Below are 25462 nucleotides of genomic sequence, written 5' to 3'. Positions count from 1 at the left end.
GGCCAGCACCCCGCCCACCCCGGTGAGGATGCCCGGGGACTCGGTGGGCGCGTCCGGCCGGGCGCGCGGCAACAGCGTCAGCGACGCCGTCATCAACGCACCCAGGAGGTAGAGGTACGGCAGCGCCTGGGACTCGAAGCGCGACAACACCAGCGCGTTCGCGGACGTCTTGAGCTGCGTCACCCCAGCGATGAGCGCGAACTGGAACGCACCCGCCGGCAGGACGCGGCGGTTCCAGGATGAGGTTTCAGGAGGGGCCACGGGCGCGGGAATGCGGACAGGATAACGTGGAGCCCGCTATTCACGAATACCACTCTTCAGGTCCTGGCAGCATCCACCCTCCCGTCGGAGCCGGCCGCCCGCCTGCCTGGCGTCGGGGCCGGACTCCGGACTGGGAGTCCTTGAGGCCCCACGGAAGGACACTCCCGGGAGCCCCACGGAACGCGGGCCGTGTGGCGTACACTCCGGCGCCGTGACGCCCACCCCCGACACCCTGCTCGACGGCACCCACACGGTGCTGACCCCGGAGTACGTGGAGTTCCGCTTCACGCTGGCGGGGGTGTACTCGCGCTTCCTCGCGTGGCTGGTGGACGCGCTCATCGTCGGCTTCGCCACGACGGTGGTGCTGCTGGTGTTCCAGGTGGCCATGGCCGCGTTCCCGGGGTTCGCCAGCGCGCTGGGCATCGTCGTCTACTTCCTGGTGGACTGGGGCTACGGCATCACGCTGGAGACCGCGTGGGCCGGCCAGACGGTGGGCAAGCGCGTGATGTCCCTCCGGGTCATCCAGGAGAGCGGCGTGCGCATCGGCTTCTACCACGCGGCCCTGCGCAACCTGGCGCGCGTGGTGGACCGGCTGCCGCTGCTCTATCTCGTGGGCGGCTCGGTCGCGCTCGTGTCGCGCTCGCACCAGCGGCTGGGGGACCTGCTGGCCGGCACCATCGTCGTGCGCGAGCGGCGCCTCAAGGTGCCCTCCGCCCTGGAGACGCGCGGCGAGGAGGGACTGCTGGCGGATCCGCTGTTCGTCTCGCGCGTGAAGCGGCTGTCCACCGAGGAGCGGGAGCTGGTGCTGTCCGCCGCCTTGCGCCGCGAGGAGCTGCGGCTGGAGGCCCGGCTCACGCTGTTCTCCGCGCTGGGCGCCCGGCTCCAGGACTCGCTCGCCATGGAGAAGCCCGCCCACCTCTCGGACGAGAAGTGGACGCTGCTCGTCGCCGCCGCCCTGCTGCCCGCCCCGGGAGCACGCCCGGGACGTCCCGCGTCCGGACCTAGAAGTACGTCGCCAGGCCCACGGAGCCCGTCAGCGACGTCTGCGTATCCTCGTTGAGCGCGATGTAGAAGTTGTACTGCGCGCGCACGCCCAGGCTCACCGAGTCGCTGAGGAAGAAGTCCACGCCCGCGTTGGGCCCGATGCCCACGAAGTTGCTGACGCTGTCCTTGAAGACGATGAGGTAGCTCACGTCCGTGCCGATGTACGGGCGGATGGCCTCCTCCAGCAGCAGGTAGCGGATGCCCAGCGACGGCGCCAGCCCCACCACGCGCTTCTCCGGCCTGGAGTAGGTGTCCTTGGGGAACATCAGCTTCGACAGCGAGACGACCTCGAAGCCGTTCTCGATGTAGAGGCTGCCCTCCAGGCCGATGAACGGCGTGCCCGCGAGGCCCGCGGTCTCCTTGAAGTCCATGTAGCCCAGCGACAGTCCCAGACTCCGGTTGGAGAACTGCGCGTGAGCAGGAGCCGCGCCCAGCAGGGCAGCGAGCAAGCCGAAAGCACAAAGGTAGGTACGCATGGCGGCGCACTCTACAGCCGCCCTAACCCCTGGAAAACAGCGCTGATTCAGCGGCAGGCCGGCGTTGCCTCACGGGGTGGCGCTCTCCTACACTCGGCCGGCCATGCGTCTTCGCCTCTTCCTCACGCTGACCGCCGCCGCTTCCCTCACCACCACCGCCTGCCTCAGCACGCCGCCCCCCCACGAACGGGCGCTCATCAACAACGAGCTGTGCGCGCAGGAGATGGCCAACGGGGACCTGCAGAAGGCGGAGACCTACTGCAACCTGGGCCTGGAGTTCTCCCCCCAGTACGCGGACCTGTGGGCCAACAAGGGCCTCATCGCCATGTACTCGGGCAACAAGGGCAAGGCGAAGGAGTTCTTCATCAAGGCCCTGCGCTTCAACCAGGAGCACCTGCAGGCCTACCAGAACCTGGGCGTCCTCTACCTGGAGGAAGGCGCCTACGGTAAGGCCCACGACAACTTCAAGCGCGCCCTGCAGGTGAACCCGGACAACCTGGAGTCGCGCTACGACCTGGGCCTCACCTTCATGAAGATGGGCAAGAAGAAGGAGGCCAAGAAGGAGTTCGACACGCTGCTCGCGGTCAACCCCAACGTGGCCAACGCCCACCACAACCTCGGCATCATGGCCTACGAGGACAAGGACCTGGAGTCCGCCTTCGAGCACATCTCCCAGTCCGCCCAGCTCACCCCGGACTCCGCGGAGGTGTGGCACGACCTGGGCACGGTGCTGATGGAGCAGAGCCGCTTCGCGGAGGCCCGCGAGGCCTTCGGCAACTGTGCCCGCCTGGATGAGAAGAACTCCAGCTGCCTCAACAGCCTCGCCGTCGCCCAGCGCAAGGTGGCCCTCACCGACTCCGCCCTCAAGGAGCTGAAGGACACCCAGACGGCGGAGAACAGCGCCCCGGCCATGTACCTGCTCGCGCGCCAGTACCGCGAGAAGGGCCTGCTCACGGAGGAGGAGAACGCCTACCGCAAGTGCGTGAAGCTGGACGCCAAGTTCGCGCCCTGCCACTTCGGCCTCTTCCAGATCTTCAACGAGGCCCACAAGCAGAACCACGCTCAGACGGCGTGCAAGAACTTCATGAAGTTTGGAACCTCCGAGGAATTCCCCACCGAGTACACGACGTGTGAGAGATTCCTGGCCAACGACTCGTTCTAGCCGTCCCTTCGGGTAGCGACACACGCGATGAGCGTCCGTCTGACCGTCACACAGCGCAGCGAGGCCGGAGGCGCCTCGGGCAAAGAGGTCGTCCTCGACGACTCCGTCATCACCCTGGGGCGGGACAAGACCTGCCAGGTGGTGCTCCCGCAGCAGGCGGTGTCGCGCAACCACGCGCGCATCATCCAGGAGGGCACCCTCTACTTCCTGGAGGACCTGGGCAGCGCCTACGGCACGAAGATCAACGGCAAGGCGCTCCCCAAGGGAGAGAAGGAACTGCTGCGCAACGGCGACGTCATCGCCATCGCGCAGTACGACGTCCGCTTCGACAAGGTCGTCGAAATCGCTCCGGACGTCAGCGACAAGACGTCCTTCCTCGCGCGCGGCGCCTTGAAGGACGCGATGCGCGGGCTCGCCGGCGGCGAGGAGCGCTTCCTGCGCTACATGAACGGCCCGCGCGAGGGCCAGCGCATCGAAATCTCCGAGGCCCAGGAGCACGTCTTCGGCCGCGACGAGAAGGAAGCCGACGTCATCCTCAAGGACGACCTCGTCTCCCGAAAGCACGCCAAGGTGCGCCGCGACTGGTCCGGCACGCACGTGGAGGACCTGGGCAGCCGCAACGGCATCAAGGTCAACAAGAAGCGGGTGAACCGCAAGGCGCTCAAGGACGGCGACGAGCTGGAGATTGGCTCCACCCGCTTCGTCTACGTGGACCCCGCCGAGCCCCCCGACGAGCCCGCGGTGAGCCTCTCCTCGGAGAGCTCCGCCGTCGTTCCGGCTCCCTCGCCGCCGCGGCCCGACGGTGGCGAGGAGATGCCCCCGCCGGAGCCGGAGCCGGCGGCCGTGTCCGCGCTGGCGGACAAGAAGAAGCTCGTCCCGCTCATCGTGATGGGCGTGGTGGGGCTGAGCTTCCTGGTTCTGATGATCGCCGTGCTTGCGGGCGCCTGAGCCGCGCCCTTGCGCGCCACGGCGCCGCCCCTTCCCCTCCTCCCCGCGAAAAACGACAAGGGCCCCCGCTCAAAGAAGCGGAGGCCCCGGGTCCCTCACACGCTCCCTCGCCGCTACCGGCCGGAGGAGATGCGCGCCACCGGCTGGATGTTCAGGTCCGGGGACAGCTCCTGGTAGCTGAGGATGGAGAACGAGGGGTTGAACTCGTACTCCAGCAGCTTGCGCACGTAGCGGCGGATGTCCATCGCCGTGAGGATGACGGGGCGCTGGGCGCTGGGCGGCAGGTGGCCACATTCCGAGCGCACCGCGCCGACAATCTCCTGGGCGATCTCCGGCTCCAGCGCCAGGTGCGCGCCCGCGGAGGTGCGCTTGATGGAGCTGCGGATGGCCTCCTCGATGTTCGGGTCGAGCAGGTACACCACCAGCGTGCCGGTGCCGCGCGCGTACTTGTGGGAGATGTAGCGGCGCAGCGAGGCGCGGACATGCTCGGTGAGCATGACGTTGTCCGCCTCCACCTGGCCGTACTCGGACAGGGCCTGGAGGATGCCGCGCAGGTCGCGGATGGAGAGCTCCTCCTCCACCAGGCGCCCGAGGATGTCCGTCAGCTTCAGCACGTTGACGATCTTCGGGACCACTTCCTTGACGATGGCCGGGAACGCCTTCTCCAGCTGCTCCAGCATCGTCTGCGTCTCCTGCACGCCCACGAACTCGCGCGCGTTCTTCCGGAGCACGGCGGCGGTGTGCAGGATGATGTAGCCGGGCACGTCCCAGGTGGTGAGGCCCGCGGACTCGAGCATCTCCCGGAACTGCTCGGGCACCCACGCGGCCGGCTGGCGCGTCGCGGGGTTGATGGCCTCGAAGCCGGGGATGTTCATCAGCTTGAGGCGCTCCACCGTGTCGTTCACCAGGATGTGGCCCAGGGTGGCCTGGCCGGTGACGACGGGCACTTCGTTGATTTGAATCTGGTAGGCCCCGGGAGGCAGGCCGCCGTTGCCGCGCGCGCGCACGCCGGGGAAGCGCACGCCCAGCTCCACGAAGAGGCCGTCGCGCATGAACGGGATGAGCTCGAAGAGGAACTTGCCGCCGTCCTGCCGCGAGTCCACGAAGGGCACCAGCGCGTCGGACACCTCCAGCACGATGGGCGTGACGACGGGGATGAACAGCTCCGAGTCCGGGTTGAGCTGCTCCTTGGGCGGAGGCTCGGCGGACACGGGCGTGCCGAAGCTGGACTCCATCGCGGGGCCGGCTTCCTCGGCGGCCAGCGCCTCGTCGCGCTTGCGCATCATCGACCAGGCGCCGAAGCCCGCGCCCGCGCCCAGCAGGAAGAAGGGAATCTTGGGGAGGCCGGGGATGAGGCCCAGGCCCACGAGCATGGCCGCCGCGATGGCGATGGCCTTCGGGAAGGCGGTGAGCTGCGTGCCCACGTCCTTGCCCAGGTGCGCGCCCTCCTCCTCGCCGCCCACGCGTGTCACCAGGATACCGGCGCAGGTGGAGATGAGGATGGCGGGGATCATGCCGACCAGACCGTCACCGATGGTGAGCAGCGTGTACTTCTGCGCGGCGTCACCGGCGGCCATGCCCTTCTGCGTGACACCGATGATGAGGCCACCCACGATGTTGATGACCGTGATGATGATGGACGCGATGGCGTCGCCCTTCACGAACTTCATCGCGCCGTCCATGGCGCCGAAGAGCTGGCTCTCACGCTCCAGGTCGCGGCGCTTCTTCTTCATCTGATCCTGATCAATCACGCCCGCGCGCAGGTCCGCGTCGATGGACATCTGCTTGCCGGGCATGGCGTCCAGGGTGAAGCGCGCGGCCACTTCCGCGACGCGCTCCGAGCCCTTGGAGATGACGATGAAGTTCACCACCACCAGGATGAGGAAGAGGATGGCGCCGACGACGAAGTTGCCCTGCACCACGAAGTTACCGAACGCCACCACCACTTCACCCGGGTCTCCGGTGAGCAGGATGAGTCGCGTGGTGGAGATGGTCAGCGACAGGCGGAACATCGTCGTGATCAGCAGGATCGTCGGGAACGACGACAGGTACAGCGCGCTGGGCACGTAGAGGGAGATGAGGAGCAGTACCACCGAGATGCTGATGTTCAGCGTCAGCAACACGTCCAGGATGATCGTCGGCAGCGGGACGATCATCATCGCGACGATGGCCACGACGACCACCGCCAGGACGATGTCGGAGTACTTGTTCAGGAAGCTGTTCGGATCGGCGTTGGCCATCGGCGGGGCCATCCTAATCCGTGCGCGCCCCCGAGCCCAAGGGGGGGCCTTCCCTCACCTGTCCGGCGAGGGAGCCTGCAGACAGCCTACGAGCGGTCCTCGGGGGCTTCGGATTCCGAAGCCTCGTCCGAGCTCTCCAGGGCCGCGGCGGCCAACATGCGCGCACGACGGCTCAAGGGGTCCTTGTCCTCGGGATCCAGCGACACGGCATGCTGGAAGTCGCGGGCCGCTTCCGTCGTCCGGCCCTGGCGCAGGAACGCCTCGCCCCGGTTGACGAAGGGGGTGATGTCCGTGGGGTCCAGCTCGATGGCGCGGTTGAAGCACGCCACGGCGGTGTCCAGGTCCTCCAGCGCCAGATGGCAGGCGCCCAGCGCGGTCTGGAAGTAGGCCTCACTCGAGTCCATGGCCGAGAGCTTCTCGAAGATGGCCAGCGACTCGTTGAAGTTCCCGTCCTGGAAGAGGTTGAAACCCTCCGTGGCCCGCTCGAGCATCTCCGGTCCGGACAGGGGCTTCGCGTTGTCGGTCGACACGGAGGCCTTGGAATCAGTCGTCATCTGCGCAGCACCCTTACAGAAGGCAGGAGGACAGGCGCGAGGACCCGCCTCGTGAGGCTCGGGCGGGCTCCGGGCGCCGGCAGTTTAGACTGTTATCGGCACAACCACCAAAGAGGGTGCGCGCTCCGGAGCCTCCCCGTAAAAAATAAACGGAGGAAAATGGGAGCAGGAAACTCCTGGGCCCTACCCCGGATAATCCTTTTGTAAGCCGCACCGCAGCCCAACCACTGCAGACTTTCTGGAGGATATCGCCATGACGATTACCGCCGCCGCCAACAACTCCCTGAACAGCGCCCTGAGCACCTCGGGTGGCCTGAGCGCCCTCGAGCAGCAGTCGCTGTCCGGCCTGGACAAGGGCAGCCCCGAGTACAAGCGCGCCGAGGCGCAGCTGCTCCTCCAGAAGCTCCAGGAGACGGTCTCCTTCATCTCCAACATGATGAAGAAGAAGAACGAAATCGCGATGGCCACCATCGGCAACCTGCGCTAGTCGCTGGTTGACGCACCTGGCTGTACCTTCCGGCTTCGCTCCGGCCCTCTGGGCCTGGTGCGGAGCCGGTTGCTTTTGCGGGCTGCGAGCTCCCGCCCTGCCTGGAGCGACTCCGGCTGGCCGCCATTCCTGATCCTGGCCCCCTCTGGATCACCGGGGAAAAATCAGGAGAAAATAGGGAGGAGGAAACTCCCTGGCCCCGCCCCGGATAATCCTTTTGTAAGCCGCACCGCAGCCCAACCACTGCAGACTTTCTGGAGGATATCGCCATGACGATCACCGCCGCCGCCAACAACTCCCTGAACAGCGCCCTGAGCACCTCGGGCGGCCTGAGCGCCCTCGAGCAGCAGTCGCTGTCCGGCCTGGACAAGGGCAGCCCCGAGTACAAGCGCGCCGAGGCGCAGCTGCTCCTCCAGAAGCTCCAGGAGACGGTCTCCTTCATCTCCAACATGATGAAGAAGAAGAACGAAATCGCGATGGCCACCATCGGCAACCTGCGCTAGTCGCTGGTTGACGCACCTGGCTGTACCCTCCGGCTTCGCTCCGGCCCTCTGGGCCTGGTGCGGAGCCGGTTGCTTTTGCGGGCTGCGAGCTCCCACTGGAGGCCGCTGGGAAGGCCGCTGGGAAGCCCCCGGGGCTGTCCCCAGGACGCGTGGCGGCGGGCGCATGGCGTGCCCCGCAAAGACTTCGGCCGCCCGAGTCTTCCGCTTGCGCGGGCTCGGACGGCCGGGGTCATGACACCTTCGACAGCGGGGGAAGGACTACTCCCAGAGGTCCGACATCAGCTCCTTGCGGCGGTTCGTCAGACGCCGGAGGAAGTTGTCGGTGCTGATCTTGTCGGAGATCTGCGTGCCGAGCTCCTTGTTCCAGGTCTTCTTGAACTCCGCCTCGGTCTCCGCGGGGGAGTGGTTCTTCGCGAACTCCTCCATGTGGGACGAGACCTTCTTCTGCAGGGCCTCGTTGCGGGACTTGTCCAGGCCGGTGCCCTTCATCTTCTCGTTCATCTGGCCCTGCCAGGCCGTGTTCGAGGAGTTGGACTGGCTGGTACGCGAAGCGGAGCTGGGAGCGCTGCCGTTGATCTTGGTCATGGGGAGGTCCTCCGAGATTTGGAAACCCGCGAAAACTGCCTCTGAAACCATTATCGCGGGTGGAGCCGCAAGGTTGCGTCTCCCCGCGATCCTCCGTGCGCGCCCCCGGGGCCGGGAGCGCGCGGGGCAGGATCAGCCCTTGAGCTTGCCCAGGCTGGGGTTCTTCATCCAGGCCTTGAAGGAATCCAGCTGCTGCTGCTCGCCCTTCACGTCCGGAGTGACCGCGCCCGGGGGCGGGGGCACGTCGCCCAGGGCCGCGGCCCGGTTGGAGTTGCCGGACTCGAAGCCGTCCTTGGCGCCCGTGGAGGGACGCGCACCCGCCTGCGCCGCCGGCTTGCCCGCCGTAGCCGGGGCCGCCGACTCCGTGCCACCAAAGCCACGCGCGTTCAGGTAGGCCGACAGCCACTCCAGGGCGCCCTCGAGGCAGTCCGGCGGCTTGCCCGTGGTGGTGTCCTTGCTGTAGCGCGTGAAGGAGTCCTTCACGTCCTGGAAGGTCTGCCAGTCGATGGCCGCACCCGACTTGGTGTTGGTCATCAGCTTGATAAGGTTGCGCAGCACCTGCTGCTCGGTGCCCTTCGTATCCTTGGCGGCCTTCTCCAGTTCGGGCAGCAGGCTGTCGCGCTTCGCGTGGAGTTCGGCGGGAGCCTCAGGCGGCATCTCAGCGGGAGCCGTCGACTTCTTGTTCGACATGGAATGATCCTCCGGATGTGGAAGGCAGGGGTCGGGGACTAGCCTAGCAGATAGCCCGTCCCCTCCCGAAAGTCCTAATGAACCACGGAAATCATGTGAAACCCAGCTGGTGACCGGGGCGGGCCGTGGATCAGCGACGGGTGAGGGCGCTGAGCATCGCGGCGGCCTTGCGCACCACCGGGTCCTCGGCGGGGGGCATCGCCGCGGCGCGGCGCAGATCCTCCAACGCCTGGGGCTTCTGGCCCAGGGCCAGCTTCACCTCCGCGCGGCCCACGTAGACGGAAGGGTCCTGGGGGGCCAGCTTGGCGGCCACGTCGAAGGCGGCCAGCGCGCCCTGCCCGTTGCCCGCGGCCATCTCCACCACCCCGAGCGCCTTGGCGAAGTACACGTCCGTGGGGTTGATGGCGTAGAGGCCCTGGAAGAGCGTGCGCGCCTCCGCCAGCCGGCCCTGGTAGAAGAAGAAGTAGGCCGTCTTGGCGATGGCGTACAGCTCGTCGTTGGAATAGCCGCGCACCTCGCGGAGCGTGGCCTTGCCCTCCGCCCAACGCTGCAGGAGCGCGGTGAGCTTCGCCTCGTCCTGCGGATCTTCCGGGTCCAGCGCCGCCATGGGTCAGTAGCCCTCGTCCTTCTGCTCTTCCCACATGCGGCGGATGATCTCCTGCGACTCCGCGCTCACCTGATCCACCAGCCCCAGCATCGCGGACTCGCGCTGCAACAGGGCCTTGAGGCGCTCCAGGCGCTCCGGCGGCGCGTTCACCTTGGACAGGCCACGCTCCAGCATGCGGCGCTGCCCGTCATCCCCCCGGCCGGCGACGCTGGCCAGGTGCGGCCGGTCACTGAAGCCCTCCAGGTCCGCGTCGTGACCGCCCGGGTGGGGCGGCAGGGGCAGCCGGAGCTCTTCCGACGAGTGCGCCGGACCGATGAAGTCCAGGAGCGCCGCGGAGGGCAGCGACGGGTTCTTGATGTTGCCCGCTTTGCGCAGCTTCTTCGCCCGGTCCAGCTGGGACGGGTCCACCAGCCGCTCGCGGACGCTACGGGGACCTCCCCAGGGCCAAAGCGCGGTGCTGGGGGGCTGATTGTTGATTCTGGCCATGGTGGCCCGACTTCAATACAGGTGGGGGCCCCGCGTCCAGCCCCCTTCAGCGCCCGCCCGTCTGCTCCCGCTGCAGCGCGTAGACGAAGTTCAGAACCTCGGCGACCGCGTCGTAGAGCTCCTCCGGGACCTCCTGCCCCACGTCCACCCGGTACAGGGCGTGGGCCAGGGACACGTTGCGCATCACCGGGATGCCGTACTGCTTGGCGATCTCCCGGATCTTCTCCGCCTTGAGGCGCATCCCCTTCGCCACCACGCGAGGCGCGCCGTCCGCCTTGGTGTCGTACTTGATGGCGATGGCGATGTCCGCCTCTTCGTCGCTGGCCATGGCCTCCTCCTCAGGCGCGCGCTGACGGCGCCGCGTTCTGCTGTTGCTTGAGCCCGTAGACGAAGTTCAGCACCTCGGCGACCGCGTCGTAGAGCTCCTCCGGGACTTCCTCGCCCACCTCCACGCGCAGGAGCGCGTGCGCCAGCGGGACGTTGCGCAACAGGGGGATATCCGCCTCGCGAGCCAGCGCCTTGATGCGCTCCGCCTTGGCGTCCATGCCCTTCACCAGCACCCGTGGCGCCCCGTCCTTGTTCTGGTCGTACTGCAGCGCCACCGCGACGTGATCCGGGTTGGTGACGATGACGCTCGCGTCCTTCACCGCCTCCATCTGGGCTCCCTCCATGATCTCGTGGTGGAGCTCCTTGCGCTTGGCCTTGTGGTGCGGGTCGCCTTCGCTCTGCTTGTACTCCTTCTTCACCTCCTCCTTCGTCATCATCATGTCCTTCATGTACGACTTGCGCTGCCACCACACGTCGAACACGCCGAAGACGACGAAGAGCATCACGATGCGCACGGCCACCCGGGAGATGATCTCTCCCAGGATGGCCATGATGCCGTGCGTGTCCTGCCGCACCGTTTCGATGACCAGGGGCATGGAGTCGCGCACCACGCCGTAGACGACGAAGGCGGCGACGGTGATCTTGATGAGGTTCTTCAAGAGCTCCACGAAGGCCTTCTTCGTGAACATGTTCTTCAACCCCGCGATGGGGTTGAGCTTGTCGAACTTCGGGATGAGCGGGTCGATGGTGAAGAGCGACCCCACCTGGAGGAAGTCCATCAGCCCGCCCAGCACCGCCGCGCCGGCCACCACCGGCACCGTCAGGAGCAGCATCGTGCGCAGGCCCATCATCAGCAGCTGCGTCGTCGCCAGGGCCAGGTCATCCGAGTGGGCGATGGCGTCGAAGCTGAAGCGGAACAGCGTGGCGATCTCCCGCTCCACGGTGTCCCAGGTGCCCTTGACGATGCCCAGGCCGGCGATGAGCACGGCCACGCCCGTCAGGTCCTTGCTCTTCCAGGTCTGACCCTTCTTGCGCGAGTCGTCGAGCTTCTTCTGCGACGGTTCTTCTGTTTTGTCGCCACTCTCGTCCGACATGGAGGAATCCCGGGGGGCGCAGGCCGCTCAGGCCAGCAGCTGGATGGCGTGCTGGACCATGCGGAGCATGTTGGCCAGCTCCTGCTGCATGCGGCCAATCACGACATGGATGGCGATGAACATGATCAACACGCCCACCAGCGGCTTGAGCGACATGGAGATGAAGAACACCTGGATCTGCGGCGCCACACGGTTGATGGAGCCCAGGGCCAGGTCGGTGACGAAGGCGGCCACCATGCCGGGACCGGCCAGCGCCAGGCTGATCTTCAAGAGGTCCGCGAAGGAGCGGATCATCAGGTCGAAGAAGGGCCACACGCCGCGGCTGAAGCGCGGGAAGCCCTCCAGCGGCACGATGGCGAGGCTGTCCGCGAGCGCCTTGATGATGATGTGGTGCCCGTCCAGCGACAGGAACAGCACCACGCACAGCTGCACCTTGAGGCTGGAGAAGAGCGACACCTGCGTGCCCAGCTGCGGCACGTAGAGCTGGGCGTTGTTGCTGCCCGACATGGTGTCCATCAGCGTGCCGGCCACGCGGGCCGCGTCGAACACCATGTTGACGATGTACGACAGCGCCATGCCAATGAAGATCTCCTTGAGCAGGAGCCCGATGTACGGGAGCGCGCTCAGGGGAATCCTGTCCATCCGGTCCGCGACGGACGGGAAGATCACCAGGGACACCAGCAGGCCCAGTCCCAGCTTCATCTCCGAGGGAACGACCTCGCCGCCCAGGAACGGGCTGAAGATGAGGATGGGCATCACGCGGCACATGATGAGTGCCATCGTGAAGATGGTGACCGACAGGTTGACCCGAGCACCCAGCTCGGCCATGACTTCGCCGATGTTCATCTGCCGATGAGCGCCGGAAACCGGTCGAAGACGTGGAAGGTGAAGCGCAGCAGCTGACCGCCAATCCACGGGCCCGTCATGGCCAGCACGCCGAAGACGAGGACGACCTTGGGCGCGAACGTGAGCGTCTGCTCTTGAATCTGCGTGGTGGCCTGGAACAGCGAGATGAGGAAGCCCACCAGGAGGCTCATGAGCACCGGCGGCGCGGAGACCACGAGCACCAGGAACAGCGCCTCCTGGGTGATGAACGTGAGCTGATTCATGGAAGTACGGGGCTCCTTACAGGTAGCCGATGACCAGGCCCTTGGCGATGAGGTACCAGCCGTCCACGAGCACGAACAACAAGAGCTTGAAGGGCATGGAGATGGTCGTGGGCGACAGCATGTGCATGCCCAGCGCCAGGAGGATGTTGGCCACCACCATGTCGATGACGATGAAGGGCACGAACAGCAGGAAGCCAATCTGGAAGGCCTCCTTCAATTCGGACACGACGAAGGCCGGAACGATGACCATGAAGTCGTTCGGGCCAATGTCCTTGCGGTCCTCCTCCTTCCGCATCTTCTTCGCCAGGCTGTAGAAGAGCGTGCGGTCCTTGTTGGTGACCTTCTTCATCAGGAACTCGCGCAGGGGTTCCTTGGACTTGTCCGCGGCCCCCAGCATCGTGCCCACCGTTTCAGAGGAGAAGACGGACGTTCCCCGGGACCAGATGTCGATGCCGCCCGCCCGGTACATCTCCTGGCCCACGGGGGCCATGATGTAGACGGTGAGGATGATGGCCAGGCCGGTGATGACCTGGGTGGGGGGAATCTGCTGGGTGCCCAGCGCCGAGCGGACGATGGAGAGCACCACCGAAATCTTCACGAAGCTGGTCACCATCATCAGCGCGAACGGGACCAGGGACATGGCCGCGAGCGCGAGGATGAGGATCAGCGGACGGGAGGTGAAGGTTTCGGAGCTCACCGCCTCCTTGACCATTGCATCCGGCACCGAGTCGCCGCCCTTCTTCGCTGCGGACGCGACGAAGGGGTGCAGCGACACGAGGGCCGCGAAGAGCCAGGGCGGAGCGCGGAACAGCAGCGGGCGAGCGGGAGACGAACGGTTCACGTGACGGCCTTCAGACGCCCGGCGGCGGCGTGGTGCCACCGGTCCGGCGGGAGAGGAGCTTCTGGAGGAAAGGACTCAGGGACACCGGCGACGACGGCGGACGCGCGGCGCGGATGCGCTCCACGGCGTCGCGGTCCAGCTTCGAAACCAGTTGCACGCCACCCTCGCCGCCACCCACCAGCAGGTACTCGTCCGCGGCCTTCAGGACGAAGAGCGTGCGCCGTTGATCCAACGGGATGCGCTCCATCACCGACACGACCGACGCCTTGCCCACGGGCACGCCCTGCAGGCCCATCAGCCGGCGCAGGCCCACGTTGAGCGTGAGGTAGATGGCCGCGAGCACCGCGCCCAGGAGCGCCACCGTGCGCACCACCACCCAGCCCAGGCTCTCCTGCTCTTCTCCGCCTTCGGACTCGGGGACGCCCAGCTCGCGGTCCAGTTCGTCCGCGTGGCGCTTCGCGCGGTCCGCGCTGTCATCCGCGACGGCCGGGGACGTTGCCGGAGCCTGTGCTGGAGCCTGTACGGCGGCCGCGTCCTTCGCGGTCGCCGAGGCCTCGGGGGCCGGTGCGGCCACGGAGGCATCAGGAGTGGAGGCCGCGGGCGCCTGCGCCAGGACGGCGGGCGACGCGAAGAGCAGCGCGGCGCCGAGCAACAGGCGCGAGGAGGAGAGACCGAGGACCGCCATGGATGGGCGCGAGCCTAGTGCACCCGAGTCAGGACCGCCACGGGCCCGGGCACGAGCACGCCCCCCTGCCCGCCTGCCTTGTGACGCACGGGCGCAAACGCTTCAGCTCAGGTGGATGATGCGCACCCCGAGCTGACCCTCCAGCTCCACGAGCTCGCCCCGGGCCACCACCTTGCCGTTCACCGACAGGTCCACGGGCTCACCCGCCCCACGGCGCAGGTCGATGACCTGGCCTGTGCGCAGGCCCACCACCTGTTCGGCCGTGATGGGCACACGCGCCAGCTCCACTGCCACCTGCAGGGGCAGGTCGCTGAGCAGATCGCTTCCGTCCTTGTCGTCCAATGCCGCCCCTTCGAGTTCCGGAGGAACGCCCAGCTCCGGGTTGGTGAAGTCCTCGTTCTCTTCCGACCCGCCCCCGGACTCCCCACCCTGCGGGTTGCCCGGCTCACCGGGGATGATGTCCGTGATGCGCGCCCGGTAGCGGCCGTGCTCCACGGACACGTCCGCCAGGAAGTGGCCGGTGCGCCCCAGGCCCAGCCGCAGCTGCGCCGTGCCGGGCTCGCCCCTGTCCGGCCGCGCCGACAGCATGTCCAGGAGCAGCACGTCCTTGACGCGCAGCGACGCCAGGTCCTGGGCGGACAGCTCCGCCACGCCAATCTCCGCGCGCAGCCAGTCGCGCAGCGCGGACAGGCGCCGGCCGTTCGCCTTCATGTCCTGACGGCGGTGCTCGCGCCGCTGGGCGCTCTCCACCGCGGGTTCGGCCGCCTCCAGCACCGCCGACGGCACCACCAGGCGCACGATGCCGCGGTGCGAGCCCAGCACCGCGTTCAGGTGCACCGCCAGCATCGGGCCGTCCTCGCCCAGGCGGGCGGAGACCTCATCCACGCCGCGAGCCACGCCGTCCAGCCGGGGCCGGGGAACACCCGGCTGCAGTCCGGGAACCAGCTCCTTCAGGGCCTCCAGGACGACGTAGCCCATCACGCCCTCCTCGATGTCCGTCAGGGGGCGCAGGCCCACCGTCTCACCGGCGCCGCCCAGAAGCAGGTCCACCGCCGAGTGCGCCAGCGACAGCTCGATTTCGAGGATGGCCCGGCCCTTGAGCGCGCCGGGGGCCAGCACCGCAAGGAAGGACGGGTCGCCCAGGAAGCGGCGCAGCTCCGTCATGGGGCGCGCCTGGGCGGACTCCACCGACAGGCGCACGTCCACGTCGAAGAGGGCCTTGAGGCGCGCGCAGACCGTCTCCAGCGTGCCCGCGTTGGGCGTCAGCCAGCGCAGCCGCTCCGCCAGCTGGCCCTGCGTGCGCGACACCTTCTCCAGGTTCGTGAACGCGAACGGCCGCCACGGCGACACCGCCGGCGCGGGAGCCGGGGCCGGCGCTTGCGCGGGCTTCGAGGGAGGTCCCAGCTTCCGGGTGTCGACCAACATGGTGCGCTCGAAGACTCCGGGCTCGTCGTCCGGCTCCAGGCTCATGTCTTCGCCTCGAACCTCAGATTTTCAAGCGCCAGTCCCCGGCCACCCAGGGCGCTGCGCAGGCCGTCGCTCTGCTCTTCCAGCATCTTCAAGGTGCCGCGGTCGTTGCCACTGAAGACGGCCGAAATCTTCCCGTTCTTCGCGCTGACCTTGATGGACAGGCCGTTGAGCACGTCGCCGCGCAGTTCGATCTGGAACTCCGCGTTGCCCGCGGCGTTGGTGCCCACGCGCACGCGCTCGACGATCTTCTGGGCGATCTCGTTCGCCATGGCGCGCAGCCGCTCGGAGCCCGCGGTGTCCTTGGGCTTGGCCACCGGAACCGGCGCCATCAGCGCGGGGTTGAAGCGGAAGCCCGGGCCGGCCATCTGCGCGCCCTTGTCGTCCTTCTCCTTGCTGCCTCCACCGCCCGCGCCCTTGCCGCCGCCAGCGTTGACGTCGATCTTCAGCTCGCCCTTCTCCTGGCTCAGCCGGCTGGCCTGACCTTCGGCCTTGTTCATGTCGCCTTCGCGGACGTCCGTGGAGCGCTTCTCCTCCACGACCTCCGACTTGCGGGCCTCTCCTCCCTTGGACAGACTCTGCGACTCGGCGTTGCGCTGGGACTGCTGGGCGCCCTGGGTGGACTCGCCGGGCTTCGCGAAGGCGGTCTCCTTCTGGGCCAGCTTCTCGTCGAAGGTCTTGCCCTGCCCCTGCGCGAGCCGCGCCAGCACCTGCTTGCCCAGGGGCTGCTTCAGCTCCTGCGCCTGCTTGGGCTGGGCCTGTTCGGCCTGTCCCTGCTGGACCAGCTTGGAGAAGACGGACTCGCCCTGCAGGCGCTTCTGGGTCTTCGCCTCCGCGAGCTTGCGCTCCTGGATCATCCGCTCCGCCAAGCGCGCGGCATCGCGATCATCATCAACTCGGCTCATGGCGTCTCTCCAGACTCAGCGGAAGGCGGCGGGAGGTTACTTGCGCTGGCGGGCCAGGAACAAGGCGCTGCCGATCTCCTCCTGGCCCAACTCCTCCCGATCCTCGCGTTCCTTTTTCACCTGCTTGACGAACTTCTCCTTGTTCTTCTCGATGGCCTTGAGCTCCTTGGCGGCCTCGGCCATCAGCATGCGGCGCTGCTCCACCAAGCGGGCGGCCGTCCTGACGACCTCCTTCTGGTGCTCGATCTGGAGGGCGACCTGGGCTTCGTCGTCCTTCAGACGCTCCTCGAAGCGGCCCATCATGTTCATGCCGTTGATGCCGGCGCCCTTGGCCATGATCTGCTGGAAGTACTCCTGGACCTTGGCCTTGCGCTCCTTGCGGCGGCGCTCGAGTTCCGCCTCCAGGCGCTTCTGCTCCTGCTCTTCCTTCGCCAGCGCCTTGACGGCGTCCGAGAAGGCCTGTTCGGCCTCCTCCTTCGCCTTCTCACGCATGTCCAGCAACACCTGCAACCGGTACGGGGGCATGGTCGGGCCATCCTACCCGGAAACGGACCGTCCACGCGCCTCCCCCGGAGGCATCAGTCCTCGAAGAGGGCGATGAGCTGCTCCACGGTCTCCTCGTACGGAGAGTTGGAGTGGGTGTCCTGCTTGAGGAAGTCGATGATGGAGTCGTACTTCTCGATGGCGTAGTCCGTCCTGGGGTCCGCGCCAGCCTGGTAGGCGCCCAGCAGGATGAGGTCGCGCTGCTTCTCGTAGGTGGAGAGCGTCTCGCGCAGCTTGCCGGCGGCCTTCTTGTGCTCCTTGCTGACGATGCCGCTCATCACACGGCTGAGGCTCTGGAGCACGTCCATGGCCGGCCACTGGTTTCGCGCGCCCAGTTCACGGTTGAGGATGAAGTGGCCGTCGAGAATACCGCGGACCTCGTCGGCGATGGGATCTTCCATGTCACCGCCGGCCACGAGGCAGGTGTAGATGGCGGTGCACTTGCCCTTCGCCGAGTTGCCCGTGCGCTCGAGGATGCGCGGCAGCATGGAGAAGACGCTGGGCGGGTAGCCCTGACGCGCCGGGGGCTCGCCGATGGCGAGGCCGATGTCGCGCTGGGAGCGCGCCAGACGCGTCACCGTGTCGAGCATGAACAGCACATTGCCGCCGCGCTCACGGAAATACTCCGCGACGGCCGTGGCGACGTAGGCGGCGCGCAGACGCACGAGGGCGGGCTGGTCGGACGTGGCGCACACCAGCACGGCGCGCTTCATGCCCTCCTCGCCCATGGCGTCCTCGATGAACTCGCGAACCTCGCGACCACGCTCGCCGATGAGCGCCACGACGCTGAGGTCTGCTTGCGTGTTGCGGGCAATCTGACCCATCAGCGTGGACTTGCCGACGCCGGAGCCGGCGAAGAGGCCCACGCGCTGGCCCTCGCCCACGGTGAGAAGCCCGTCGATGCAGCGCACGCCCAGGGGCAGCGGCCGCTCGATGCGCTGGCGGGTGAAGGGGTCCGGGCAGTCGCGGTCCACGGGCCAGTCGATCAGGTTCTCCCCATCCAGGGGCCTGCCGTCCATGGGCTCGCCGATGCCGTTGAGCACGCGGCCCAGGAGCCCGTCGCCACACTTGATGGTGAGCGGACGGCCGGTGGGGATGCACTCGCTGTCCGGACCGATGCCGTACAGCTCGCCCAGGGGCATGAGCATCACCTCGTCGCCCACGAAGCCCACGACCTCCGACTTCATCAGGCCGCGCTGGCGGTTCTTGACGAGCACCAGCTCGCCGATGCGCACGTTGGGCACGCTCGCCTTGATGACGAGCCCCGTCAGCTCCGTGACGCGGCCGCGCACCCGGACGAGGGACGCTTCCTTGATGAGGTCGTAGTAGCGCGAAAGGTCGATGGCCATGACGGATTCCTGGAGGCTCTAGGGCGCGGCGGGGGCCAGCAGGCTCAGGGAGGGCCGCTCTTGCGCGCGGTGTCCGGCTGCAGGAGGTTCTGGAGCATCTCCAGCTGCGTGGGCAGCTGCGCGTCCACGGTGCCGAACTCCGTCTGGACGATGCAGCCCACGGGAGCGACCTCCGGGTCCTCCTTGATGGCCAGGTCCACCGTGCGGCCGATGAGCTCCATCAGCGCCGGGCGCTTGGCGCGCAGCACCGTGGCCGTCTTCGGGTGCACGCGCAGCACCATGGCGCGCGCGTTGCGCAGGTTGTCGATGGCCGCGGCGCACATGTCCACCAGCAGCTCAGGCTCGCGCTCCAGGTCGCGGCCGAGGATCTTCTCCGCCATCTTCAGCGCCAGCGCGATGATGTCCTGCTCCTGGGAGTTGAGCATCTCCCCGGCCTGTATCTTCGCGCGCAGGAGCAGCTCCGTCGCCTGGGCGATGCCCTCCTGACGGCCCAGGTCCTTCGCCTTGGCGAAGAGCTCCTCCTTCTCGCGCTGGGCCTCGGCGAGGATGCGCTCACGCTCGCGCTGGGCCTCCTCGATGATGCCCTGGGCGCCCTGGCGCGCCTCGAAGACCTCGGCGTTCATCACGCCCGCGCGCGGCGGACGCAGCGCCGGCCGCTCGGAGGTGGCGACGACCACCGACTCCGCCAACCCGTCCCCCTTGATTACCTTGCCGATCGCCATGGGCCGCTCCTTGGAGACCGGATGCTAGCGCGTTCCGCCGCGCGGTCCACGCCCTCCCGGGCCGCCCGCGTCATCCGGGCCCGGCCGGTCGGTGGGAGGGGGGCGCCGGCGGCCCACCTGCGTTCCCTCCGAGGACCGGGGCGCGGAGGCCTGGCTGGAGAGCACGCGCGGGGGACGCTCCGGCTCGCCCCCCGGTTCGGGACGCACCGCGGGACGGCTGCCCGTGCGCGAGCGCAGCACGCGGGCCCCGTCAGCGGCTTCCCTCGAGGGTTCCGGGCGACGGGGAGCGCGCTCCTCCGCGTCTGCGGGAGGCCGCGCGGGGCGCTCGGCCCGGACGGAGCGGCCTTCCGGCGCATCCGGTTCCGGCGGGCGTGACGCACCGCGTGCACCCAGCCGCGAGGGCGGCGGGCCAATGCGGGCGCCGTCTGGATCCGGCCGGCCGGGACGCGCGGGCCGGGGTCCCTCCGGATCACGGCGGCTGGGAACGGCCCCGGTGGACGCGCGGGGCGCGGGCCCCACCGACGAGCCCCGGTCCACCGGCATCCGGCGCATCTGGGAGCCGTTCGCATCGCCTTCCGGGGCCACCATGGACGCGCGGGGCGCGGGCGCACGCTCGCGCTCCACCGGCATCCGGCGGATCTGCGAACCGCCCGCCTCACCTTCCGGCGGCGCCCCCATGGAGGCACGGGGCGCGGGCCCACGCTCGCGCTCCACTGGCATGCGGCGCATCTGGGAGCCGTTCGCGTCCCCCTCCCGCGAGGCCATGGAAGCGCGGGGCGCGGGCCCCACCGACGAGCCCCGCTCCTCTCCTGGAGCCGGACGCGGACGTCCGGCGGGGGCCGCTCCCGGGCCCGCGTCACGGCTGGACGCCGCACCCGCGCGACGGGCCGCGCGCTCGGCCATGAAGTCGCGCTTGGCACCCGCATCCGCGGACTCTGCGTCGGGGGGACCTCCCCGCAGGGCCTTGGGAGCCCGGAGCGCGGGTGGACGCGACGGATCCGGCGCGGTGGTGCGCAGGCCCTCGCGCGGCGCGGGCGCCCCCGGACGGGCTCCCGGAGCCGCGGGGCGCGCTCCCGGGGCTTCGGGACGGGCTCCCGGGGCCGCCGGCGCGGGCTTCCGGGCCCCCGGCGGTGGAGGCAGCACGGCGGAGGGGCGCGGCGGCGGCGCGGTCAGCCGCACGGGGCGCTCGATGAGGCCGCGCACGGCCAGCCGCTCCAGGTCCATGACGATGTCGGTGCGTCCGCCATCGCCACGAGCCGTCGGCCGCGAGCGCTCTTCGCGCACCCACTTCGCCACCAGGTGGCCGAACTCACCGCGGTGCTTCTCCAGCATGCGCGCGGCGAACTCCGGGGACTGCGCCACGCACGCGCGCGCCAGCCGCTGCACGCCCGCGCTGCGGATGGCGCCCGCCAACCGGGTGAAGCCATCGTGCAGGTTGATCTGCGCGCGCGCGTCCTCTTCCGGGAGCTTGCGCGGCGCATTGGCCGCCACGGACTTGCTCGCGAGTTGGAGCAGGTCCGGAGGCAACGACTCCAGGAGGCCGTTCAGCTCTTCCTCGGGCAGGCCCGCCAGTGCCGGGCCCAACACGCGCGCGCCCAGGCGGTCACTCACCGTGAGCAGCTCACGCGTCTGGAGGTTGAGCACGTCCGCGAACTTGAAGCCCGCGGACTGTCCCGCGACCTCGCGCGACAGCGCCTCCTCCAGCTTCCAGCGGATGATGTCCAGGACCTGCGGCCGCACCTCGCGGGTGAGCTTCACGCGCGAGGGAGGCAGGTGGCCGCGCACGGCATCAGCCATGTTGCCGGGCAGCGCGCGCAGCGTGACTTCCACCAAGGCGCCGCGCTCGCGCTGGAGCAGCGCCGCCAGCCGCTCCGGATCCGCGGTCCACAGCTGGCCGCGCCGGTCCTTCATCAGGCGCTTGAGTTCCTGCACCACCGCGGGCAGGCGCTTCTCGCGCGGAATCTGGAGGATCTCCTGCGCGCGGTGGCGCAAGAGCGCGCCCTCCTCGTCCGGCAGGTGCTCCAGCGCCGCCATGCTCTCCTGGCCACCGAAGGTGACCGCGGTGAGCAGCATCATCGTCTGGCGTTTGCTGAGCGAGGTGAAGAAGGAATCCAACGGTCACCTCGCGGGCCCCCAGGTGGCCCGCTGAAGATAGAAGTCGTGTCCCCGGCCTGGAGGACACATCCCGCGGGCCACCCCAGGAGGGCCGCGGGAAGCGACGTGCAGCTCTAGCCCTCGCGACCGCCGCGCGCACGCGCGGGACGCGCCGCCGCCGCGGGGGCAGCGCCACCCGAGCCGCCGCGCATGAAGGTCCACGCGGTGAGGCCCATCATCGCCAGGATGAGCGCGAACGCGCCGCCGAGGATCACCTTGAAGGTGCTCGCGCTGGCGGCCGTCATGCGCACGCCGAGCACGTCCTGCAGGCGGTTGGTCTCCGTGGTCTCCGCCGTGGGCGCCATGGCCTCCGTCATCAGCACGGTGACGGCCTCCGGCTTGAGCTCCGCTACGGAGCTGGCGACGAACTGCTTCACCGCGTCCATCGTGACGGGGGGCTTGCCGCCCTCCACCGTGCGGTACTTGATGAACACGGAGGCCGACGGCATCGGCCTGTTCTCCGGCTGCGACAGGTCGTTGTTCTCCGGCACCATCACGATGGCGCGCGCCTCCAGCACACCGTCGATCTGGTTGAGCGCGTTGGAGACCTCACCCGCCATGGCCTTGAGGAGCATGGCGCGCTCCTCCGTGGCGGTGGGCACCATGCTGCCCTTGGCGAAGTGGGACAGGCCCTTCTCCACCGGACGCGGCAGCGAGTTGCGCTTCAAGAGCTCCGCGGCCTGCGCGGCGTCGCCCTTGGGGACGACGATGGTGAAGCGCACTTCGTTGCCGCCCTCCGCCTTCTCCTTCTTGGAGTTGATGCCGTTCTTGCTGAGCAGGACGTAGATTTCATTCGCGTCCGCTTCCGTCAGCTCGTGCTGCAGCTCGATGGAGCAGCCGGTGAGGAACAGCAGGGCGAGGAGCGGGGCGGCGAAGACGGGCGTTCGGCGAGTCATGGGCGCGCGTAGCTTAACAGGGCCCTTGCAAAACGCGGAAGGGCGCCCCCTCCCGACTTTGGGAGGGACCGCCCTTCGCATGCCGCCATGGCCCGGCGGGGTGGGGACTTCAGACCTGCGTCTTGACGACGTCCTTCAGGCCGCTGGTGGCCTTCTCGACGACCTTCGACGTGAGGTCGAGCTCCTGCGAGTACTTGTACATGGACGCCTGGAGACCAAGCAGCTCGGCGTTGGACATGTTCTTGCCGGAGGAGGCCTCCTTGATCAGCTTGTCCATGCTGACCTGACCCTTCTCCAGGCCGGAGACGAGGTCGGACACCATGCCGCCCGACTTGGTCGTCTTGGAGGCTTCGGCCTTCGCGTCCACGGGCTCGGCGCCCTTGGCCGTGGCGGGCTGCTGGGCGGCGCCGCTCACCTTGTTCAGGTTGGCCTTCTCCGCCTTGTTGACGGTCTCCACCTGGCGGACGTTGTCCACCTTCTGGGTGGCCTGCGCGGCCTGGGCCTTGTTGACGTTCTGGGCGGCGTCCACCTGGCCGGCGCCCTGCGCCTTGTCAGCGAGAACTCCGTCGAACTTCGACGCGCCCGTCTTCTGCTGAGTCTGCTGCGCGCCCTGGTCCTGCAGCTTTTGCTGCGCTACCTGTCCCGCGGAGATGCCGCTCATCGGAGCCGCCATGTGACACCCTCCTTGCATCCGTCGAGGGGGGAGGGAGTTCCTCCTCCTCGTTCAAGAGTTCCTTGAGCCGATCAATGGCCCGCGCATGAAGCCGCGACGCCCAGCTCTTCGACTGCCCGATCTCCGCTCCTGCCTCTTCCAGCGTGCGGCCCTGGAAGTAATAGCCCTGCAGGAGCTTGCGCTCTTTCTCCGGAAGCTTCTCGATGGCCGAGCGCACCCGGTTCTTCAGCTGCTCCATCTCCAGGCGCTGATCCGCCGGGAGGGATTCATCCACGTAGCCCGCCGCCTCCGCCCCTTCCGCCCCCGCCGCGAAAACCGCCGCGAGGCCCGCCACGGCATCCGAGATGTCTCCAATATCATCGTCGAATGACGACCCGCGGTTGCTTGAGCCCTGCTCGCGGTCCGCCAGATTTCCCAGATACGCCGTCGCGCGCTCGCCCTGATAGGCGGTGCGGGCGTCCGCGCCCCGCAAGACCCCCATCTTCCTCAAGCCGTCGAAGATGGCGCCCTTGATGCGGTAGTGGGCAAAGGTGAGGAAGTTGGCGCCGACCTTGGGGTCGAAGCGCTCAGCGGCTTCCAGCAGACCGATTTGCCCATAGGCCAGCAGTTCATCCAGCTCCAGCTGGGCATTGAACTGCTTGCGCACGGTGGCCGCGAGCGACCGCACGTACGGGCCGTACTTCTCCAGGATGACCTTCCTGTCTTCACCCAGAGGCAAGCGGCGCGCTCACTCGGCCTTGGACCACAGCCGCTCGAGAACCTGGTTCAGCCGGGGATCATCCTGCAGGGCCCCGGCGATGCGGCCCGTGAGGGCAGCGGACTTCATGTTCAACTTCTCCTGGAGCACTTCGGAAACGAGCGCCTTCGTCGCCTCTTCCTTGCTCTTGAAGCCCCCGTTCTTCAGCCGCTTGGCGATGGCGAGGGCCTGCGCCGCGATCGGATCCGTTGCCTGGGGGCCCTGGATGTTGCTGGAGCCTACCAGACCCGAAGGCCCGACGAGCGATTCCGTGCGGTCCACCTTGCCGCCAAAGGACGCGCCGGCGGCACCCGACGGACCGGACGCCCCCTTCACGCCGCCCGCGCGGCCCTTCCCACCCCCACGTCCGACTCCACCGACAGCCATCGACGTACCTCCTTCTTCCGCGACTACTTCTTCGGCGGAGGCAGGGCCCCCGCTTCCTTCGCCTGGATGAGCGCCTGGGCCAGCTTCGCTCCGTCGCTTTCGGGCTCCAGGTCGATGGCGGCCTTCAGTTCCTTGAGGGCCTCCGGCACCTTGCCCATGAACAGCAGGGCCTCCCCAGCGTGTGCCCGGGGCAGCGACGACAGGGGCGCGAGCCGCTGGGCGACCCGGTAGGCCGCCAGGGCCTTGTCGTGCTTGCCCTGCGCGAACTCCACGGCGCCCAGGCCAATCTGGGGCACCTCGCTCTTGGGCATGAGCGCGGCGGCACCGACGAAGACCTCCTTGGCCTTGTCGAAGTGACCCATGTCCAACCACAGGTAGCCGGACTCCAGCAGGACCATGGCCGGCTGGCGCGCCAGGGGCACGAGGCTGTTGGCAATCTCCGAAGGGGTCTCCGCCATGGACGTCGCGCTGCCTTTCCTGTCGCCGGAAGCACTGAAGGCGGCCGTCGAGGGCCGCCTTCCTTGCACCGGTCAGATTCCGCTGTCCGTGAAGACTAGCGGATGTTGCCGATGGAGTTCTTGGTCGTATCGTGCCGCGACTTCATCACGTTGGAAACCGCCGTGAAGAGCTGCGACTCGTGCTGCATGGCGGACTGCATGTTCAGCAGCTTGACGTTGTCGTCCATCATCGACTTGAGCGAGCCGTTGGTGTTGAGCTGGTCGCCCACGCTGCCGCCCGAGCTGGTACCAACGCTGGTGCCCAGCGAGGTGGAGCCGCCCGTGGAGGGCAGGCCGGAGCCGCCCACGCCGGGCAGGTTGGTGGAGGGCACCGCGCCCGCGCCCGTGTTCATCACGCCCACGTACGGGCCGCCCTGCATGCCGGAGCCGGAGGCGCCGGAGAAGGTCTGCGCGGAGGAGACGGCGGCGGAGACGATGCCCGCGCCGGGAACGAAGCCCGCCACCGCGCCCACGCCCGCGCCCACGGCGCCGACGGTGCTGTTCAGGCCGTTCTGCACGCGCGCACCGAAGCTCGTGTTCGGCGTCTGCCGAGCCGTGGTCATCTGGGTGTTCATGCGCAGGTTCGGACCCATCATGCCGCTGTCGATCTTGCTCATTTCAGCCTCCGCGCTGGTGCCAGCGTTGATTCAAAAGGGGAGCCCGGGATCATCCCTCGGCTCTTTCAATGGATTATCGGGGGAGCCAGCCGCCGGTTGCCTGCTGGTGACAAGAAATCGTCCGGGCTCCCGAAAAGCCCGTTATTTCCGGCCCTTGGACTGCTTCGACTCGGCGACGAGCTTCTCGCGGACGTCCACGAGCATGCCGAGCAGCTCCTCGGACCGCGCGATCGCAGCCTGGGCCTTCTTGCCGATCTCCGCGCGGGGGCCCTTGAGTTCGGCGAGCCCCTGCTTGACGGGCGCGAAGAGCGCCTGGACGTCGCTGGAGGAGGCCTTCTCGATGAAGGTCTCGACGGCGGGATAGGACGGGACAGGCAATTCCTGGGGCTGGGGCTGCGGCGCGGAGGGCCTGGCGGG

General features: G+C 68.4%; 32 protein-coding genes. 5 read left to right on the top strand and 27 right to left on the bottom strand.

The window, feature by feature from the left end:
* Positions 1 to 261: hypothetical protein (locus D7Y21_RS28755; protein WP_147469402.1), on the bottom strand; the 261-nt coding region annotated here is incomplete at its 3' end.
* A gap of 211 nt (positions 262 to 472) precedes the next feature.
* On the opposite strand from D7Y21_RS28755, the gene D7Y21_RS28750 reads away from it, so the two are divergent.
* Positions 473 to 1321 carry an RDD family protein gene (locus tag D7Y21_RS28750; RefSeq protein WP_120563402.1) on the top strand — a complete coding sequence of 283 codons (849 nt, stop codon included), beginning with the start codon at positions 473 to 475 and terminating at the stop codon, positions 1319 to 1321.
* Here D7Y21_RS28750 and D7Y21_RS28745 read toward each other — a convergent pair.
* Entirely contained in the window at positions 1263 to 1781 is a 519-nt protein-coding gene (locus tag D7Y21_RS28745; RefSeq protein ID WP_120563403.1) for a hypothetical protein, read from the bottom strand. The genes D7Y21_RS28750 and D7Y21_RS28745 overlap by 59 nt on opposite strands.
* 103 nt (positions 1782 to 1884) lie before the next feature.
* On the opposite strand from D7Y21_RS28745, the gene D7Y21_RS28740 reads away from it, so the two are divergent.
* A complete protein-coding gene (locus D7Y21_RS28740; RefSeq protein WP_199724299.1) occupies positions 1885 to 2943 on the top strand; it encodes a lipopolysaccharide assembly protein LapB in 1059 nt (352 codons plus the stop codon).
* A 27-nt stretch (positions 2944 to 2970) separates the two neighbouring features.
* A complete protein-coding gene (locus tag D7Y21_RS28735) occupies positions 2971 to 3891 on the top strand; it encodes an FHA domain-containing protein (RefSeq protein WP_121716963.1) in 921 nt (306 codons plus the stop codon).
* 113 nt (positions 3892 to 4004) lie between these two features.
* On the opposite strand, the gene sctV is transcribed toward D7Y21_RS28735, so the two are convergent.
* Together sctV and D7Y21_RS28725 are read right to left on the bottom strand one after the other, a co-directional pair.
* On the bottom strand, positions 4005 to 6131 hold the full coding sequence (gene sctV, locus D7Y21_RS28730) for a type III secretion system export apparatus subunit SctV (RefSeq protein WP_120563405.1): 2127 nt from the start codon (positions 6129 to 6131) through the stop codon (positions 4005 to 4007).
* 86 nt (positions 6132 to 6217) lie between these two features.
* Positions 6218 to 6685: a tetratricopeptide repeat protein gene (locus D7Y21_RS28725; protein WP_121716961.1), complete on the bottom strand. Its 468-nt coding sequence runs from the start codon at positions 6683 to 6685 to the stop codon at positions 6218 to 6220.
* Between the two features lie 253 nt (positions 6686 to 6938).
* Between D7Y21_RS28725 and D7Y21_RS28720 the strand changes: the two genes are divergently transcribed.
* Together D7Y21_RS28720 and D7Y21_RS28715 are read left to right on the top strand one after the other, a co-directional pair.
* Positions 6939 to 7172, top strand: a complete 234-nt coding sequence (locus D7Y21_RS28720) for a hypothetical protein (RefSeq protein WP_014398410.1) — start codon at positions 6939 to 6941, stop codon at positions 7170 to 7172.
* Between the two features lie 269 nt (positions 7173 to 7441).
* The gene (locus D7Y21_RS28715; protein WP_014398410.1) at positions 7442 to 7675 is read left to right on the top strand and encodes a hypothetical protein; all 234 of its coding nucleotides are present in this window, start codon (positions 7442 to 7444) and stop codon (positions 7673 to 7675) included.
* Positions 7676 to 7933: 258 nt separating this feature from the next.
* Here the strand turns inward: D7Y21_RS28715 and D7Y21_RS28710 are convergent, their stop codons facing one another.
* The 23 genes from D7Y21_RS28710 to D7Y21_RS28600 form a co-directional block, all read right to left on the bottom strand.
* Entirely contained in the window at positions 7934 to 8260 is a 327-nt protein-coding gene (locus D7Y21_RS28710; RefSeq protein ID WP_120563407.1) for a hypothetical protein, read from the bottom strand.
* A gap of 132 nt (positions 8261 to 8392) precedes the next feature.
* Positions 8393 to 8950: a hypothetical protein gene (locus tag D7Y21_RS28705; RefSeq protein WP_121716959.1), complete on the bottom strand. Its 558-nt coding sequence runs from the start codon at positions 8948 to 8950 to the stop codon at positions 8393 to 8395.
* A 130-nt stretch (positions 8951 to 9080) separates the two neighbouring features.
* Positions 9081 to 9557 (bottom strand): SycD/LcrH family type III secretion system chaperone, encoded by a 477-nt coding sequence (locus tag D7Y21_RS28700; protein ID WP_121716957.1) that lies wholly within the window; start codon positions 9555 to 9557, stop codon positions 9081 to 9083.
* 3 nt (positions 9558 to 9560) lie between these two features.
* Positions 9561 to 10043, bottom strand: coding sequence for a hypothetical protein (locus tag D7Y21_RS28695; RefSeq protein ID WP_120528179.1), 483 nt, complete (start codon positions 10041 to 10043; stop codon positions 9561 to 9563).
* Between the two features lie 46 nt (positions 10044 to 10089).
* Positions 10090 to 10371 (bottom strand): EscU/YscU/HrcU family type III secretion system export apparatus switch protein, encoded by a 282-nt coding sequence (locus D7Y21_RS28690; RefSeq protein ID WP_120563410.1) that lies wholly within the window; start codon positions 10369 to 10371, stop codon positions 10090 to 10092.
* Between the two features lie 10 nt (positions 10372 to 10381).
* A complete protein-coding gene (sctU, locus tag D7Y21_RS28685; RefSeq protein WP_120563411.1) occupies positions 10382 to 11464 on the bottom strand; it encodes a type III secretion system export apparatus subunit SctU in 1083 nt (360 codons plus the stop codon).
* Between the two features lie 27 nt (positions 11465 to 11491).
* Positions 11492 to 12310, bottom strand: coding sequence for a flagellar biosynthetic protein FliR (locus tag D7Y21_RS28680; protein WP_120563412.1), 819 nt, complete (start codon positions 12308 to 12310; stop codon positions 11492 to 11494).
* Positions 12307 to 12573, bottom strand: a complete 267-nt coding sequence (gene fliQ, locus D7Y21_RS28675; protein ID WP_014398418.1) for a flagellar biosynthesis protein FliQ — start codon at positions 12571 to 12573, stop codon at positions 12307 to 12309. Before fliQ ends, D7Y21_RS28680 begins: the two co-directional genes overlap by 4 nt.
* A gap of 16 nt (positions 12574 to 12589) precedes the next feature.
* Positions 12590 to 13414 carry a type III secretion system export apparatus subunit SctR gene (gene sctR, locus D7Y21_RS28670; RefSeq protein WP_120563413.1) on the bottom strand — a complete coding sequence of 275 codons (825 nt, stop codon included), beginning with the start codon at positions 13412 to 13414 and terminating at the stop codon, positions 12590 to 12592.
* A gap of 10 nt (positions 13415 to 13424) precedes the next feature.
* Positions 13425 to 14099, bottom strand: coding sequence for a flagellar biosynthetic protein FliO (locus tag D7Y21_RS28665; protein ID WP_121716955.1), 675 nt, complete (start codon positions 14097 to 14099; stop codon positions 13425 to 13427).
* Positions 14100 to 14201: 102 nt separating this feature from the next.
* On the bottom strand, positions 14202 to 15569 hold the full coding sequence (gene sctQ / locus D7Y21_RS28660; protein ID WP_121716953.1) for a type III secretion system cytoplasmic ring protein SctQ: 1368 nt from the start codon (positions 15567 to 15569) through the stop codon (positions 14202 to 14204).
* Complete coding sequence (locus tag D7Y21_RS28655) at positions 15566 to 16471, bottom strand: flagellar hook-length control protein FliK (RefSeq protein ID WP_120563416.1); 906 nt, start codon at positions 16469 to 16471, stop codon at positions 15566 to 15568. The genes sctQ and D7Y21_RS28655 overlap by 4 nt, the downstream gene beginning before the upstream one ends.
* 36 nt (positions 16472 to 16507) lie before the next feature.
* Positions 16508 to 16996 carry a flagellar assembly protein FliH gene (locus D7Y21_RS28650; RefSeq protein WP_120563417.1) on the bottom strand — a complete coding sequence of 163 codons (489 nt, stop codon included), beginning with the start codon at positions 16994 to 16996 and terminating at the stop codon, positions 16508 to 16510.
* A gap of 53 nt (positions 16997 to 17049) precedes the next feature.
* Positions 17050 to 18363: a type III secretion system ATPase SctN gene (gene sctN / locus D7Y21_RS28645; RefSeq protein ID WP_120563418.1), complete on the bottom strand. Its 1314-nt coding sequence runs from the start codon at positions 18361 to 18363 to the stop codon at positions 17050 to 17052.
* A gap of 44 nt (positions 18364 to 18407) precedes the next feature.
* Complete coding sequence (locus D7Y21_RS28640; protein WP_120563419.1) at positions 18408 to 19085, bottom strand: FliH/SctL family protein; 678 nt, start codon at positions 19083 to 19085, stop codon at positions 18408 to 18410.
* 24 nt (positions 19086 to 19109) lie between these two features.
* Positions 19110 to 21200 (bottom strand): hypothetical protein, encoded by a 2091-nt coding sequence (locus D7Y21_RS28635; RefSeq protein ID WP_121716950.1) that lies wholly within the window; start codon positions 21198 to 21200, stop codon positions 19110 to 19112.
* A gap of 113 nt (positions 21201 to 21313) precedes the next feature.
* Positions 21314 to 22135 (bottom strand): type III secretion protein, encoded by an 822-nt coding sequence (locus tag D7Y21_RS28630; protein ID WP_120563421.1) that lies wholly within the window; start codon positions 22133 to 22135, stop codon positions 21314 to 21316.
* A gap of 109 nt (positions 22136 to 22244) precedes the next feature.
* A complete protein-coding gene (locus D7Y21_RS28625; RefSeq protein WP_120563422.1) occupies positions 22245 to 22664 on the bottom strand; it encodes an ATP-dependent helicase HrpB in 420 nt (139 codons plus the stop codon).
* A gap of 22 nt (positions 22665 to 22686) precedes the next feature.
* On the bottom strand, positions 22687 to 23526 hold the full coding sequence (locus D7Y21_RS28620; RefSeq protein WP_120563423.1) for a sigma-70 family RNA polymerase sigma factor: 840 nt from the start codon (positions 23524 to 23526) through the stop codon (positions 22687 to 22689).
* Between the two features lie 9 nt (positions 23527 to 23535).
* Entirely contained in the window at positions 23536 to 23931 is a 396-nt protein-coding gene (locus D7Y21_RS28615; RefSeq protein ID WP_120563424.1) for a hypothetical protein, read from the bottom strand.
* A 23-nt stretch (positions 23932 to 23954) separates the two neighbouring features.
* A complete protein-coding gene (locus tag D7Y21_RS28610; protein WP_120530743.1) occupies positions 23955 to 24389 on the bottom strand; it encodes a lipopolysaccharide assembly protein LapB in 435 nt (144 codons plus the stop codon).
* Between the two features lie 95 nt (positions 24390 to 24484).
* Complete coding sequence (locus tag D7Y21_RS28605; protein ID WP_120563425.1) at positions 24485 to 25045, bottom strand: hypothetical protein; 561 nt, start codon at positions 25043 to 25045, stop codon at positions 24485 to 24487.
* Between the two features lie 141 nt (positions 25046 to 25186).
* Positions 25187 to 25462 (bottom strand): hypothetical protein (locus D7Y21_RS28600; RefSeq protein WP_370039373.1); only part of this gene is annotated, 276 nt, incomplete at its 5' end.

Origin of the sequence: Corallococcus sp. AB045, from assembly GCF_003668895.1 — a bacterium.
Classification (GTDB): Bacteria; Myxococcota; Myxococcia; order Myxococcales; family Myxococcaceae; genus Corallococcus; species Corallococcus coralloides.
Note: the sequence above shows the minus strand (reverse complement) of the source record. Positions and strands in the feature narration are given on the sequence as shown.

Bases quoted from the DNA above. Each gene is read 5' to 3' on its own strand.
- D7Y21_RS28745 (WP_120563403.1), bottom strand. From the start codon at position 1,781: ATGCGTACCTACCTTTGTGCTTTCGGCTTGCTCGCTGCCCTGCTGGGC.
- D7Y21_RS28740 (WP_199724299.1), top strand. From the start codon at position 1,885: ATGCGTCTTCGCCTCTTCCTCACGCTGACCGCCGCCGCTTCCCTCACC.
- D7Y21_RS28735 (WP_121716963.1), top strand. From the start codon at position 2,971: ATGAGCGTCCGTCTGACCGTCACACAGCGCAGCGAGGCCGGAGGCGCC.
- sctV (WP_120563405.1), bottom strand. From the start codon at position 6,131: ATGGCCAACGCCGATCCGAACAGCTTCCTGAACAAGTACTCCGACATC.
- D7Y21_RS28725 (WP_121716961.1), bottom strand. From the start codon at position 6,685: ATGACGACTGATTCCAAGGCCTCCGTGTCGACCGACAACGCGAAGCCC.
- D7Y21_RS28720 (WP_014398410.1), top strand. From the start codon at position 6,939: ATGACGATTACCGCCGCCGCCAACAACTCCCTGAACAGCGCCCTGAGC.
- D7Y21_RS28715 (WP_014398410.1), top strand. From the start codon at position 7,442: ATGACGATCACCGCCGCCGCCAACAACTCCCTGAACAGCGCCCTGAGC.
- D7Y21_RS28710 (WP_120563407.1), bottom strand. From the start codon at position 8,260: ATGACCAAGATCAACGGCAGCGCTCCCAGCTCCGCTTCGCGTACCAGC.
- D7Y21_RS28705 (WP_121716959.1), bottom strand. From the start codon at position 8,950: ATGTCGAACAAGAAGTCGACGGCTCCCGCTGAGATGCCGCCTGAGGCT.
- D7Y21_RS28700 (WP_121716957.1), bottom strand. From the start codon at position 9,557: ATGGCGGCGCTGGACCCGGAAGATCCGCAGGACGAGGCGAAGCTCACC.
- D7Y21_RS28695 (WP_120528179.1), bottom strand. From the start codon at position 10,043: ATGGCCAGAATCAACAATCAGCCCCCCAGCACCGCGCTTTGGCCCTGG.
- D7Y21_RS28690 (WP_120563410.1), bottom strand. From the start codon at position 10,371: ATGGCCAGCGACGAAGAGGCGGACATCGCCATCGCCATCAAGTACGAC.
- sctU (WP_120563411.1), bottom strand. From the start codon at position 11,464: ATGTCGGACGAGAGTGGCGACAAAACAGAAGAACCGTCGCAGAAGAAG.
- D7Y21_RS28680 (WP_120563412.1), bottom strand. From the start codon at position 12,310: ATGAACATCGGCGAAGTCATGGCCGAGCTGGGTGCTCGGGTCAACCTG.
- fliQ (WP_014398418.1), bottom strand. From the start codon at position 12,573: ATGAATCAGCTCACGTTCATCACCCAGGAGGCGCTGTTCCTGGTGCTC.
- D7Y21_RS28665 (WP_121716955.1), bottom strand. From the start codon at position 14,099: ATGGCGGTCCTCGGTCTCTCCTCCTCGCGCCTGTTGCTCGGCGCCGCG.
- sctQ (WP_121716953.1), bottom strand. From the start codon at position 15,569: ATGAGCCTGGAGCCGGACGACGAGCCCGGAGTCTTCGAGCGCACCATG.
- D7Y21_RS28655 (WP_120563416.1), bottom strand. From the start codon at position 16,471: ATGAGCCGAGTTGATGATGATCGCGATGCCGCGCGCTTGGCGGAGCGG.
- D7Y21_RS28650 (WP_120563417.1), bottom strand. From the start codon at position 16,996: ATGCCCCCGTACCGGTTGCAGGTGTTGCTGGACATGCGTGAGAAGGCG.
- sctN (WP_120563418.1), bottom strand. From the start codon at position 18,363: ATGGCCATCGACCTTTCGCGCTACTACGACCTCATCAAGGAAGCGTCC.
- D7Y21_RS28640 (WP_120563419.1), bottom strand. From the start codon at position 19,085: ATGGCGATCGGCAAGGTAATCAAGGGGGACGGGTTGGCGGAGTCGGTG.
- D7Y21_RS28630 (WP_120563421.1), bottom strand. From the start codon at position 22,135: ATGACTCGCCGAACGCCCGTCTTCGCCGCCCCGCTCCTCGCCCTGCTG.
- D7Y21_RS28615 (WP_120563424.1), bottom strand. From the start codon at position 23,931: ATGGCTGTCGGTGGAGTCGGACGTGGGGGTGGGAAGGGCCGCGCGGGC.
- D7Y21_RS28610 (WP_120530743.1), bottom strand. From the start codon at position 24,389: ATGGCGGAGACCCCTTCGGAGATTGCCAACAGCCTCGTGCCCCTGGCG.
- D7Y21_RS28605 (WP_120563425.1), bottom strand. From the start codon at position 25,045: ATGAGCAAGATCGACAGCGGCATGATGGGTCCGAACCTGCGCATGAAC.